The 12,824-nt window shown below is 34.6% G+C and carries 11 protein-coding genes; all 11 read left to right on the top strand.

The window, feature by feature from the left end:
* The first annotated feature begins 178 nt into the window (after nucleotides 1–178).
* A complete protein-coding gene (mraZ, locus tag J3U24_RS03545; protein ID WP_065562331.1) occupies nucleotides 179–625 on the top strand; it encodes a division/cell wall cluster transcriptional repressor MraZ in 447 nt (148 codons plus the stop codon).
* A 9-nt stretch (nucleotides 626–634) separates the two neighbouring features.
* On the top strand, nucleotides 635–1,576 hold the full coding sequence (gene rsmH, locus J3U24_RS03540; protein ID WP_141673911.1) for a 16S rRNA (cytosine(1402)-N(4))-methyltransferase RsmH: 942 nt from the start codon (nucleotides 635–637) through the stop codon (nucleotides 1,574–1,576).
* The gene (gene ftsL, locus J3U24_RS03535) at nucleotides 1,569–1,943 is read left to right on the top strand and encodes a cell division protein FtsL (protein ID WP_065562329.1); all 375 of its coding nucleotides are present in this window, start codon (nucleotides 1,569–1,571) and stop codon (nucleotides 1,941–1,943) included. The genes rsmH and ftsL overlap by 8 nt, the downstream gene beginning before the upstream one ends.
* Entirely contained in the window at nucleotides 1,943–3,715 is a 1,773-nt protein-coding gene (gene ftsI / locus J3U24_RS03530; RefSeq protein ID WP_081299465.1) for a peptidoglycan glycosyltransferase FtsI, read from the top strand. Before ftsL ends, ftsI begins: the two co-directional genes overlap by 1 nt.
* Nucleotides 3,716–3,728: 13 nt before the next feature.
* On the top strand, nucleotides 3,729–5,276 hold the full coding sequence (gene murE, locus J3U24_RS03525) for a UDP-N-acetylmuramoyl-L-alanyl-D-glutamate--2,6-diaminopimelate ligase (RefSeq protein ID WP_220225122.1): 1,548 nt from the start codon (nucleotides 3,729–3,731) through the stop codon (nucleotides 5,274–5,276).
* Nucleotides 5,273–6,637 carry a UDP-N-acetylmuramoyl-tripeptide--D-alanyl-D-alanine ligase gene (murF, locus tag J3U24_RS03520; protein WP_267336710.1) on the top strand — a complete coding sequence of 455 codons (1,365 nt, stop codon included), beginning with the start codon at nucleotides 5,273–5,275 and terminating at the stop codon, nucleotides 6,635–6,637. Before murE ends, murF begins: the two co-directional genes overlap by 4 nt.
* Nucleotides 6,638–6,642: 5 nt before the next feature.
* Complete coding sequence (gene mraY / locus J3U24_RS03515) at nucleotides 6,643–7,725, top strand: phospho-N-acetylmuramoyl-pentapeptide-transferase (protein ID WP_065734813.1); 1,083 nt, start codon at nucleotides 6,643–6,645, stop codon at nucleotides 7,723–7,725.
* Between the two features lie 23 nt (nucleotides 7,726–7,748).
* Nucleotides 7,749–9,083 (top strand): UDP-N-acetylmuramoyl-L-alanine--D-glutamate ligase, encoded by a 1,335-nt coding sequence (murD, locus tag J3U24_RS03510; protein WP_267336711.1) that lies wholly within the window; start codon nucleotides 7,749–7,751, stop codon nucleotides 9,081–9,083.
* Nucleotides 9,080–10,231 carry a cell division protein FtsW gene (gene ftsW, locus J3U24_RS03505; protein ID WP_065562324.1) on the top strand — a complete coding sequence of 384 codons (1,152 nt, stop codon included), beginning with the start codon at nucleotides 9,080–9,082 and terminating at the stop codon, nucleotides 10,229–10,231. The genes murD and ftsW overlap by 4 nt, the downstream gene beginning before the upstream one ends.
* Nucleotides 10,231–11,277 (top strand): undecaprenyldiphospho-muramoylpentapeptide beta-N-acetylglucosaminyltransferase, encoded by a 1,047-nt coding sequence (gene murG / locus J3U24_RS03500; RefSeq protein ID WP_267336712.1) that lies wholly within the window; start codon nucleotides 10,231–10,233, stop codon nucleotides 11,275–11,277. Before ftsW ends, murG begins: the two co-directional genes overlap by 1 nt.
* A gap of 97 nt (nucleotides 11,278–11,374) precedes the next feature.
* On the top strand, nucleotides 11,375–12,823 hold the full coding sequence (murC, locus tag J3U24_RS03495; protein WP_065562322.1) for a UDP-N-acetylmuramate--L-alanine ligase: 1,449 nt from the start codon (nucleotides 11,375–11,377) through the stop codon (nucleotides 12,821–12,823).
* The last annotated feature ends 1 nt before the right edge of the window (nucleotide 12,824 follow it).

Here is a 12,824-nt window from a genome sequence, read left to right as displayed (position 1 = left end):
GCTCACTTATTATCTTATTAATTTCTTAAATTGTTAGAAATTAATTGATTAAATATCTATTATTTTTGTAACTTTTGTGGTAAAAAGTGGGGTTAAGTGGTAAAAAATAGGTTTTTAATTAACATATTGATTTTTTAATAATTTAAAAACAATAAAAATTAACAATTACGGTGCTTTCATGTTTAGTGGTGCAATTTCAGTCAATTTAGATAGCAAAGGGCGAATAGCAATCCCTACTCGTTATCGTGAATTTTTGCCTGATGGTTTAGTTTGTACCATTGGTTTATATCACCCCTGTTTGACACTTTATTCAATGACTGAATGGCAAAAAATTGAATTACAGCTATCAACATTATCAACAGTTGTTGAAGCAGAACGAAGAATTAAAAGACTATTATTAGGTTATGCAACGGAATGTAATTTAGATAATGCAGGACGTATTTTACTTCCACCAACTTTACGTACTTATGCAAAACTAGAAAAACATACCATGTTTGTTGGCCAATCTAATAAATTTGAGATATGGGATGAAGCAATTTGGTATCAACAAATTAGTGATGACATTGCCACATTATCAACAGATGTTGAAAACTTATCAGAAAATTTAAAAAGTCTAACAATTTAATAAGAGTAAATAAAGATGGATTATCAACATAAAACTGTTTTGTTAAATGAAGCTGTGGCTGCATTAAATATAAAAAAAAACGGTATTTATATTGATGGTACTTTTGGGCGTGGTGGTCATTCTAGGTTAATTCTTGAACAATTGGGCGAACAAGGGAAACTAATTGCAATTGACCGAGATGAACGTGCTGAACAAGCCGCACTTAATATAACCGATCCTAGGTTTACTTTTATTCGAGGAGAGTTTTCGAATGTACATCAATATATCAATGATTTAGGGTTGTTAGGTAATATTGATGGCTTTTTATTAGATCTGGGGGTTTCATCTCCACAATTAGATGATCCTGAAAGAGGATTTTCTTTTATGCGAGATGGACCACTTGATATGCGGATGAATAACCGCAAAGGTGTAACTGCAAGTGAGTGGTTACTAAATAGTGATGAAAATGATATCGCATGGGTTTTAAAAACTTTTGGGGAAGAAAAGTTTGCCAAAAGGATTGCACGTGCAATTGTGGAACAGAATAAAGTTTCACCAATTACTCGTACATTAGAATTAGCAAATCTAATTGAAAAAGCAACACCGAAAAAAGACAAAAATAAACACCCAGCAACACGCTCGTTCCAAGCTATTCGCATTTATATAAATAGTGAATTGGAAGAAGTTGAGCAAGCCTTAAATAGCAGTTTGTCAGTGCTTGCTGCTCAAGGAAGACTTGCAGTTATTAGTTTTCATTCATTAGAAGATAGAATTGTTAAACAATTTATAAATAAACAGAGTAAAGGTCCTAATTTACCAGCTGGCTTACCATTAACAGAACAACAAATTAAACAATATGGTGATGCTAAATTAAAATCACTTGGCAAAATTAAGCCAAGCAATAATGAAATATATGGTAACCCGCGTTCTCGAAGCGCGATATTAAGGATAGCAGAAAGGAAAAATGAATAGTAACAATGAAATTTATCAAAGAACAAGTGTAGATATACACAATCAAAAAAGACCCAGCAAAAGTTTATTTGGATTAATCCTTAGTGATTTGCTCGGCCATCAAAAAATTTCATTATTGTTATTGGTTTTTATTATTATTTCTGCTGGAGCTGTATTAGTTATAACCCAGCAAGTCCGTAAACAATTATTTGAACGTGAACAATTATTACTCGAACAAGATGTTTTAGAAAGTGAATGGCGTAATTTAGTTATTGAGGAAAATGTACTTGCTGATCCAAAACGTGTTGAAGATAAAGCTAAAAATCAATTGGGTATGTCATATGTGACACCGCAAAATGAAACCGTTATTGTGATAAAGAGTAAATAATGAAGTTTGCTAATAAAAGAGATAATGTAAAACATACTACAAAGTCGAATAAAGGGAATAAATTAAATAGTAAAAAACAAATTTTTACCCTCACTCGATTTTATATTGTTTATGGTTTTATTATTTTAGCAATTATTGGTTTACTTGTCCGATTGGCAATTTTACAAATAATAGAACCTGATAAGTTAATTGCTGAAGCCAATAAACGCTCAATTCGTCATCAAGAAATGAGCGCACCTCGAGCAATGATTACGGATCGTAATGGCAGAGCATTGGCTGTTAGTGTACCTATGTATGATGTTTGGGCTGATCCGAAAATTGTTGTACAAAAAGGCGGAGTTGATCCTAATGATATCCGTTGGCAAGGATTAGCAAAGACATTGAATATTCCAATGTCGACACTAGAGCAAAAATTGAGTAATCCATCGATGCGTTTTGTTTATTTGTCTAAACAAATTACACCAACAATATCGGATTATTTAAAACAATTAAAATTACCTGGTATTTCGTTTGCCAAAACATCTAAACGTTATTATCCAGCAGCTGAAAATATAGCACAATTAATTGGTTTAACTGACATTGATGAAAATGGAACGGAAAAAGGTTCAGAAGGAATTGAAAAAAGCTTTAATAAATGGCTGATTGGTGAATCAGGACAACGTGTTGTTAGGCGAGATCGTGTTGGTAGAGTTATAGAAGAATTAGAAAGGACTGAAAGTGAAGTTGCTTCTGATTTGACATTAAGTATTGATGAACGTTTACAATCGCTCGTTTACAGTGAACTTAGTCAAGCTGTGGAATTTAACAAAGCTGATAGTGGCACAGCTGTTTTAATTGATGTTCACACGGGTGAAATATTGGCCATGGCAACCAGTCCATCCTATAACCCGAATAATCGCTCTTCAATTGATTATAGTTTATTACGAAATCGAGCGATAACAGATGCATTTGAGCCAGGTTCAACAGTTAAACCTTTAGTTGTTATGGCTGCATTAGAGAAAAAAATAGCTGATTTAAACACGGTTATTGATACTAGACCTTTTTTGGTAAATCGTTATGAAATCAAAGATGTGTCTTATCAAAAAGCCCTAAATTTGGCTGGTATCCTTGAAAAATCAAGTAACGTCGGTGTGAGTAAGTTAGCTTTACAAATGCAATCAGGTGACCTTGTTGAGTTTTATAGCCGTTTTGGGTTAGGACAACCAACTGAACTCGGTTTAGGTGGAGAAGTGAGTGGTTCAATTGCTGCTGATAGAACAAGAAAATGGGCTGATATAGAAAGAGCGACGTTTTCTTTTGGTTATGGATTAAGTGTTACCCCACTACAGCTAGCTAGGGCTTATGCAACTATCGGTAGCTATGGTGTTTATCGACCTGTTTCAATATTAAAAATTAACGAGCCAGTAGAAGGTAAACGAGTTGTAGCTGAAAAAACAGCTAAAACAGTAGTGCAATTAATGGAAGCGGTTGCTGTGACTGGAGGTGGTACCAAAGCTTCTGTCCCTGGATATAGTGTAGGTGTTAAAACGGGTACAGCTAAAAAACTATCTGGTGGACGATATGTTAATCAATATTTAGCTTATACCGCGGGTATTGCACCAGCAACAGGACCTAAATATTCACTGGTTGTTGTTATCGATAATCCAAAAGCTGGGCAATATTATGGTGGTTCTGTTTCAGCCCCTGTTTTTAGCCGTATTATGGGGGGAGTTCTTAGAACAATGAATGTAAAACCAGATCGTCAAGTTGATGGTCAAATGATTGTATATTAATAGGTAATAAATAATGGCAACAAGCACATTTAAAACTTTATATAACTTATTAGGTGGGAATCAACTACCAGTAGATGATTTCCCGCTTAATCAATTAGTAATTGATAGTCGGAAAGTGCAAAAAGGAGATGTGTTTGTAGCTATTAAAGGGTATACCGTTAATGGTAAAGATTTTATTCCTCAAGCAATTTCATCAGGTGCTGTACTTGTTCTAACTGAAACAAACAGAAAATCAAATGATTTGAAAATTGATTACCTAAATCAAAAAGACGAGAAAGTTATTCCACAAATAAGTGTGTTTCAACTTTCTCAAAAATTATCAAAAATTGCAGCTGATTTTTATCATTCGCCTTCTAAACATTTATCTGTAATTGGAGTAACAGGGACAAACGGTAAAACGACAATTACGCAGTTGATTGCACAATGTGCAACTTTATTAAATAAAAAATCCGCATTGTTAGGCACGATTGGTAATGGTGTTTACAATCATCTCGAACCCTCGCCAAACACAACTTTATCTGCTGTAGAAGTTCAGTCTTATCTAGCTGATTTTGTAGCAAAACGTGTTCAAGTTGTGGCAATGGAAATTTCTTCCCATGGGTTATCGATGAATCGGGTAAAAGAATTACATTGTGCAGCGACAGTATTTATTAATCTAAGCCGAGATCATCTTGACTATCATAAAACGATGAATAGATATGCTAAGGCAAAATGGTCGCTATTTAGTTCTGATGAAAAAGAAAAGCAGGTAGCTAGTTCAGGAAAACCCATTATTAATTATGATGATGCTTATGGACGACGTTGGATTGATAAATTATCAAAAGCTACTGCAGTATCATGCCAACCTAAGTCATTGCGACGCTTGAAGATGATGGACAACCCTTTTGTTGGTGTGTCAATGATTGAATATCATGATAAAGGTGCCGAAATTCACATGGAATCAAGCTGGGGTAATGCCATTATTCATAGCCGATTACTAGGTGAATTTAATGTATCAAATTTACTATTAGCAATCGCAACATTACTAACACTTGATTATCCATTTTTTGCAGTAGTCAATATGGCATCGTACCTTAAGCCAATATGTGGTCGCATGGAAGTGATACACGTGAAAAATAGCCCAACGGTAATCATTGATTATGCGCATACACCTGACGCTCTACAAAAAGCATTACAAGCAAGCCGCATTCATTGCAAAGGTAAATTATGGGTGATTTTTGGCTGTGGAGGCGATAGAGATACAGGTAAAAGACCATTAATGGGGGAAGTTGCTGAACAGTTTGCCGATAAAATTGTATTAACTAATGATAATCCTCGTACTGAAGATGAAATAAAAATTATTCATGATATACAAGAAGGGCTAACTGACGTTAAAAATACACAAGTTATTACTGATAGAGTTGAAGCTATCACAAAGACCCTAGCTCAAGCCAAACCTGATGATGTTATTCTAATAGCTGGGAAAGGACATGAAGATTATCAGATTATAGGTATAACAAAGCATCATTATTCAGATCAAGAAACCGTAAAACAGATTTTAGGAGTAGAGAATCAATCATGATTCCTTTAGATATTAAGCAAGTTGAAAAAATAGTTAATGGGACTTCTTATCATATTCAAGATGAGAGATTAACTATTGAAGAAATTTGTACTGATTCACGAAAAATTACTCATAAATCACTATTTATTGCATTAGTGGGTGATAAATTTGATGGTCATTTATTTGCTAAACAAGCTATTAAAGATGGAGCTTGTTTGGTAATTGCTAATCACAAACTCGACGATGATATTCCTCAAATAGTAGTAAATGATACCCATTTAGCATTAGGTCAAATCGCTTCATTTGTGCGAGATCAAAGCTCAGCTAAAATTGTCGCGTTGACTGGTTCATCAGGTAAAACATCTGTGAAAGAAATGACTGCTACTATTTTACAGCAGTGTGGTGAAACACTTTATACTCAAGGTAATTTTAATAATGATATTGGAGTTCCATTAACGTTATTAAGATTATCAAAGCAAGATCAATTTGCAGTTATTGAATTGGGTGCAAATCATATTGGTGAAATTGCTTATACCATTCGTTTAGTTAAACCTAATAGTGCACTCATTAATAATATTGCTTTAGCTCATATTGAAGGTTTTGGTTCACTTGAAGGGGTAGCAACAGCTAAAGGTGAAATCTTTGAAGGGCTTTCAGAAAACGGCATCGCGATTATTAATTTAGATAGTTGTTCTGATAATTGGTTAAAAGAGCTAAATAATAAAACTGTTTGGACCTTTTCTTTACATGATTCTTCTGCTGATTTTTATGCTAGTAATATAAAAGTAATGGATCAGACTATTTTCACATTGTGCACACCAATTGGTGAGAGTGAAATCACCTTACCATTAGTTGGTGAGCATAATGTATCTAATGCAATTGCTGCTGCAGCTTTAGCAATATCAGTAGGTGCAACTTTAATAGAAGTTAAGAAGGGATTAGCAACGTCGAAATCTGTGAAAGGGCGTCTTTACCCAATTAAATTAAATCAAACTCAATTAATTTGGGATGATTCCTATAATGCTAATGTTGGATCAATGTCGGCTGCTATTAATGTTTTAGCAACTCAACCAGGTTATCGAGTTTTAGTTGTAGGTGATATGGCGGAATTGGGACATAACGCAAAAAATTATCATCAACAAATTGGTGAATTAGCTAAACAACAAAAAATTGATTGTGTTGTTAGTGTTGGTGATTTAAGCGAATTGATTAGCCAATTTAGTGGTGTTGGACACCATTTTGTTGATAAACATAAAGCAGTGGAGTTTTTGTTAGCGTTATTACAAAAATATCCAAACTTAACTATGTTAGTTAAAGGTTCACGTAGTGCAAGAATGGAAGAATTAATCACAGAAATTCAATTAAAAACAGGTCAGGATTAAAAATTATGTTGGTGTGGATATCAGAATATTTAGTTAAATATTTTACTTTTTTTAATGTTATTTCTTATCTAACGGTAAGGGCTATTCTTGCGTTATTAACATCATTGGCAATTTCGTTAATTATGGGGCAAAAAGTAATTGATTGGCTTCAAAAATTACAAATTGGTCAAGTTATTCGCCACGATGGTCCTGAATCTCATTTAAGTAAGAAGGGAACACCAACAATGGGTGGAACGCTTATTTTAGCTTCTATTTCGTTTTCTGTTTTTCTATGGGCAGATCTACGAAATCCTTATGTTTGGGTAACCTTATTTGTTTTACTTGGTTATGGTCTTGTTGGTTTCGCTGATGATTATTTAAAAGTTATCCGTAAAAATACTGCGGGGTTAATTGCTAGGTGGAAATATTTTTGGCAGTCAGTTATTGCATTAATTGTGGCTTTTGGTCTTTATGCATATGGGAAAGATAGTTCCGTAACAGTATTAGTTGTTCCTTTTTTCAAAGATGTTATGCCGCAATTAGGGTTATGGTTCATTTTACTGACTTATGTGGTTATTGTTGGTGCAGGTAATGCAGTAAATCTTACTGACGGTTTAGATGGCCTAGCAATTATGCCAACTGTGTTTGTAGCTGCTGGTTTTGCTCTTGTTGCTTGGGCGACAGGTAATGTTAACTTTGCTGCATATTTACATATTCCATATATCAAATTTAGTGGCGAACTAATGATTGTTTGTACTGCAATCATTGGTGCAGGTCTTGGCTTTCTATGGTTTAACACCTATCCAGCGATGGTTTTTATGGGTGATGTAGGCTCGTTAGCTTTAGGTGGTGTGTTTGGGATTATCTCAGTATTACTGAGGCAAGAATTTTTATTATTAGTAATGGGTGGCATTTTTGTTATAGAGACACTATCTGTAATTTTGCAAGTAGGTTCGTTCAAATTAAGAGGTAAACGAATTTTCAAAATGGCACCAATTCACCATCATTATGAATTAAAAGGCTGGCCAGAACCAAGAGTAATTGTTCGGTTTTGGATTATTTCACTGATGTTAGTCGTAATTGGTTTATTAACCTTGAAATTACGTTAAATAAAATAGAGTAGGATTGCATCATGGTTGACTATCAAGGTAAAAAAGTTGTTATTATCGGATTAGGGATAACAGGACTTTCGTGTGTTGACTATTTTCTTGCTCAGAATGTTATACCGAAAGTGATTGATACACGTTTATCTCCTTCAGGATTAGAGCAATTAGATGATCGTGTTATTTATCATTTAGGAAATCTAAATATAGACTGGCTATTTGAAGCAGATATGATTATTGCCAGTCCTGGTATTGCATTATCTACACCTGAATTACAAAAAGCCGCTGAAAAAGGTATTGAGATTGTTGGTGATGTCGAGCTTTTTTGCCGTGAAGTTAATCAAGACAAAAATAAAAAAATTATTGCTATTACAGGGGCAAATGGTAAAACAACCGTTACTACATTGGTTGGGGATATTGTCAAAGAGGCTGGATTAAAAGTTGGCGTAGGAGGCAATATCGGTGAACCTGCTCTTTCACTATTAAAACAAGATTGTGATATTTATGTGTTAGAACTTTCAAGTTTTCAGTTAGAAACGACATCAAGCTTACAAGCTTCTGTGGCAACAATATTGAATATTTCTGAAGACCATATGGATCGTTATCCTCTTGGTTTAATGCAGTATGCTGAAGCTAAACAACGCATTTATCACAATGCAAAATGTTGTGTAATTAATCAGGATGATAAATTAACTAAACCAAAGAATAATCATCACCACTGTGTTTCATTTGGAATAAAGGCTGGAGATTATCATTTAGATGATAATTATGAATACTTGATTGCACAACAAAAGCCAGTCCTAGCGACTAACGCAATGAAATTAATTGGATGTCATAATTATTTGAATGCATTAGCAGCATTAGCTATTGCCGATAGTTTAAACATTGATCGTGATTCAAGTTTGAAAACTATTGCTAATTTTCAGGGTTTACCTCATCGTTTTGAGTTAGTATTTGAGAGCAATGGGGTAAAATGGATTAATGACTCTAAAGCAACAAATGTAGGTAGTACAGAAGCTGCTTTAAATAGTGTTATATGTAATGGAAAATTGTTTTTATTGCTAGGTGGAGATGGCAAATCAGCAGACTTTTCACCTTTGATTCCTTATTTAAAAGATAGAAATATTGAAATTTTCTGTTTTGGACGAGATCGAAATTTACTTGCTAATTTAGCGCCTAATATATCAACGATTACAGAAACGATGACTGAAACTATTGAATGTATAGCTAAAAAAGTAGCTCCAAAAGACGTGGTGTTGCTTTCGCCTGCTTGTGCAAGTTTAGATCAGTTTAAAAATTACATTGAGCGCGGAAATCTTTTTGCACAACTTGCTAAGCAGTATACTCAAAGGGGTGAAAAATGACATTCTTTTGGATAAGAAAACAAGTAAATCCAAATATTCCTTTCGATAACCAATTGCTTTGGACAGTGATTGGTTTAATGATATTTGGTTTAATTATGGTGACATCCTCATCAATGGCATTTAGTGAAAGTGCTCCTTTCTTTTATACCCAACGCGAGTTAATCCAAATTGGAATGTCGTTATTTTTAATGTGTATAGCTTTATATATTCCTATGCAACGTTGGCAACAATTTGGATCAGTTTTATTAATTATTTCAATTATCATGCTGATAGTGGTTTTGGGGATTGGTTCTTCAATTAATGGTGCGTCGCGCTGGATTCCGTTAGGTGTTTTTAATTTTCAACCAGCTGAGCTTTCTAAATTATCATTATTTCTATTTTTAGCAGGTTATCTAGCTCGTAAATCAGATGAAGTTCAAAACGGATTTTGGGGCTTTTTTAAACCTATGGTGGTGATGGCTGTTTTATCAATTTTATTACTAAAACAGCCTGACTTAGGTACGGTGATTGTATTATTCATGGTCACAATCGGCATTTTATTTATTGCTGGTGCTCAATTATGGCAATTTATTGCCATTTTACTAACTGGGGTTGGTGCAGTTGCTTGCCTTATTTTATATGAATCTTACCGTTTGACACGTTTAATGACATTCCTTGATCCATGGCAAGATGCCACTGGAGCCGGTTATCAGCTTGTTGCTTCATTAATGGCTATTGGTAATGGTGGTATAACTGGACAAGGAATTGGTAATTCTATTTTTAAATTACGCTATCTACCTGAATGTCATACTGATTTTATTTTTTCAATTATTTCAGAAGAGTATGGATATATCGGTGTCGTAGCTTTGTTGTTATTACTTTTCTTTCTAACATTTAAAGCATTAGCTATAGGATATCGGGCGTTAAACGAAGGATCTCAATTTTCAGGCTATTTAGCTTGTGAAATTGGCATTTGGTTTGGTTTTCAAACTTTTGTTAATGTTGGTGTAACATCCGGTATGTTACCTACAAAAGGTTTAACTTTGCCATTTATTAGTTATGGAGGCTCAAGCCTTATTGTAATGAGTATTGCAGTTGCAATATTACTAAGAATAGATTTTGAGTTCAGACAACAACAAGCTCAAGCAAGAATAAGGTCAATTAAATAATGAAAAAGTTATTAGTCATGGCTGGTGGTACTGGTGGGCATGTATTCCCTGGTATTGCTGTTGCTCATCATTTAATGAAACAAGGTTGGCAAGTAAGATGGTTAGGTACAGCTGATCGTATGGAGGCACAGTTAGTGCCTGAAAATGGAATTGAAATAGACTTTATTCAAATATCTGGCCTACGTGGCAAAGGTAAACTAGCATTATTAAAAGCGCCTTATAAAATATTGAAAGCTGTTTTACAAGCTAGGAAAATTTTAAAAGCGTATCGTCCTGATGTTGTTTTAGGTATGGGCGGGTATGTTTCAGGGCCTGGTGGAATAGCTGCCAAAAGTTTAGGTATTCCAGTGGTACTACATGAACAAAATGGCATTGCGGGATTAACAAACAAATATTTGGCTAAAATTGCAACTAAAGTTTTACAAGCTTTTCCAACAGCATTTAGAAATGCTGAAGTGGTTGGTAATCCAGTTCGCAGTGACTTATTAACAATTGAAGAACCCAGTGAAAGACTCAAAAATAGACAAGGCCCTATTAGAGTCTTGGTTATGGGGGGTAGTCAAGGCGCCAAAGTAATCAATACTGTTGTTCCTCAAGCAATTTCAAAATTGTCTGATAAATTTATTGTTTGGCATCAAACGGGCAAAGGAATGTTAGATGATGTAATTAAATATTATCAGAACTGTAACATTAACCAAGTAACAGAATTTATTAGTGATGTTAAAGAAGCCTATAGCTGGGCTGATATAGTTATTTGTCGAAGCGGTGCATTAACTGTGAGTGAAATAGAAGTTGTTGGTATTGGTGCTATTTTTGTTCCTTTTATGCATAAAGATCGCCAGCAATTTTGGAATGCAAAATCTTTAGCTGATATTGATGCTGCTAAGATTATTGAACAGCCTGATTTTAATGTTGATTCATTATTTCAATTACTTTCAAACCTAAGTCGACAAGAATTAGTTGAAATGGCTGTAAAAGCGAAAAGTTTATCCATTATAAATTCGACAGAAAGAGTGGCAGAAACACTGATTTCAGTGGTAAAATGACGAATTTTATTTATAATTTTAAGTAACAGTTTTGTTAAGTTCTGTTTGAGATCAAAAAATGACTTTACTTAATAAATAATTAACCAGGGGTTTAATAGTGAATACTAAGGAATTAGCTGAATTAAGAGCAATCATTCCAGAAATGAAACGTGTCAAACATATCCATTTTGTGGGTATTGGCGGTGCCGGAATGGGAGGGATTGCTGAAGTTCTTGCTAATGAAGGTTATCAAATTAGCGGTTCTGATATTGCTGAAAATGCAGTAACACAACATTTAGAAACATTAGGCGCAAAGATTGTTATCGGACATGCTGCTGAAAATGTTCTTAGTGCAAGTGTTGTTGTTATCTCATCAGCGATTTCTCAAGATAATATAGAAGTCGTTGCAGCTAGAGAAGCTCGTATTCCTGTAATTCAACGAGCTGAAATGTTAGCCGAATTAATGCGTTTTCGATATGGTATAGCTATTGCAGGAACCCATGGTAAAACGACTACCACAGCAATGGTAACGGCTATTTATGCAGAAGCTAAACTCGATCCAACTTTTGTAAATGGTGGTTTGGTTAAAGCAGCAGGAACCCATGCTAGATTAGGTAGTAGTCGATATTTTATTGCAGAAGCCGATGAAAGTGATGCTTCATTTTTACACTTACAGCCTATGGTATCTATAGTAACTAATATTGAACCTGATCATATGGATACTTATCAAGGAAGTGTTGAGAATCTTAAACAAACCTTTATCTCCTTTTTACGTAATCTTCCTTTTTATGGATTAGCTGTTATGTGTTATGACGATCCTATTAATCGTGAATTGTTACCGATTGTTGGTCGTAAAATTATCACTTATGGTTTTAGTGAAGAAGCCGATGTTGTTATTAAAAATTATCGTCAGGAGAGAGGCGTTAGTTACTACACAGTATGTCGCCCAGATCATAACGATTTAGAAATTGAATTAAATGCACCTGGCAAACATAATGCCTTAAACTCAGCAGCAGCAATTATCGCTGCGACTGAAGATGGTATTGATGATAATTCAATTATACAAGCTTTAGCAAAATTTGCTGGAACTAGCCGTCGATTCGATCTATTAGGTATTTTTCCTGATGGAAATGGAAAAGATATTATGATGGTTGATGATTACGGACATCATCCTAGCGAAGTTAATGCCACAATTCAGGCAGCTCGAAATGGTTGGCCTGACCGTAGATTGGTGATGTTATTTCAACCACATAGATTTACGCGTACTCGTGATTTATTTGATGATTTTGCGCAGGTTCTTTCTCAAGTTGATGCGTTAGTTATGTTAGATGTATATTCTGCTGGTGAACAGCCTATTGCAGGCGCAGATAGTCGATCACTTTGCCGTTCAATTCGTAATCGTGGAAAAGTTGATCCAATTTACGTTTCTGATTTAGATCTTCTACCTGAAATAATGAAAGAATTATTACAAGGTGGGGATTTGTTATTAACTCAAGGTGCTGGAAGCGTTGGCCGAGTTGCCCGTCAGTTAGCCAGTAGCCAACTATTTTCAAAAGAGGTTTTATAAT

The organism is Gilliamella sp. B2785, from assembly GCF_026537005.1.
GTDB lineage: Bacteria > Pseudomonadota > Gammaproteobacteria > Enterobacterales > Orbaceae > Gilliamella > Gilliamella apicola_E.
The sequence above is the reverse complement of the archived record's forward strand: the minus strand, read 5'-3'. Positions and strand labels throughout refer to the sequence as shown.

What these genes read in the sequence shown, in the direction of transcription:
- mraZ (WP_065562331.1), top strand. Translation starts at nt 179, where the DNA reads ATGTTTAGTGGTGCAATTTCAGTCAATTTAGATAGCAAAGGGCGAATA.
- ftsL (WP_065562329.1), top strand. Translation starts at nt 1,569, where the DNA reads ATGAATAGTAACAATGAAATTTATCAAAGAACAAGTGTAGATATACAC.
- ftsI (WP_081299465.1), top strand. Translation starts at nt 1,943, where the DNA reads ATGAAGTTTGCTAATAAAAGAGATAATGTAAAACATACTACAAAGTCG.
- murE (WP_220225122.1), top strand. Translation starts at nt 3,729, where the DNA reads ATGGCAACAAGCACATTTAAAACTTTATATAACTTATTAGGTGGGAAT.
- murF (WP_267336710.1), top strand. Translation starts at nt 5,273, where the DNA reads ATGATTCCTTTAGATATTAAGCAAGTTGAAAAAATAGTTAATGGGACT.
- mraY (WP_065734813.1), top strand. Translation starts at nt 6,643, where the DNA reads ATGTTGGTGTGGATATCAGAATATTTAGTTAAATATTTTACTTTTTTT.
- murD (WP_267336711.1), top strand. Translation starts at nt 7,749, where the DNA reads ATGGTTGACTATCAAGGTAAAAAAGTTGTTATTATCGGATTAGGGATA.
- ftsW (WP_065562324.1), top strand. Translation starts at nt 9,080, where the DNA reads ATGACATTCTTTTGGATAAGAAAACAAGTAAATCCAAATATTCCTTTC.
- murG (WP_267336712.1), top strand. Translation starts at nt 10,231, where the DNA reads ATGAAAAAGTTATTAGTCATGGCTGGTGGTACTGGTGGGCATGTATTC.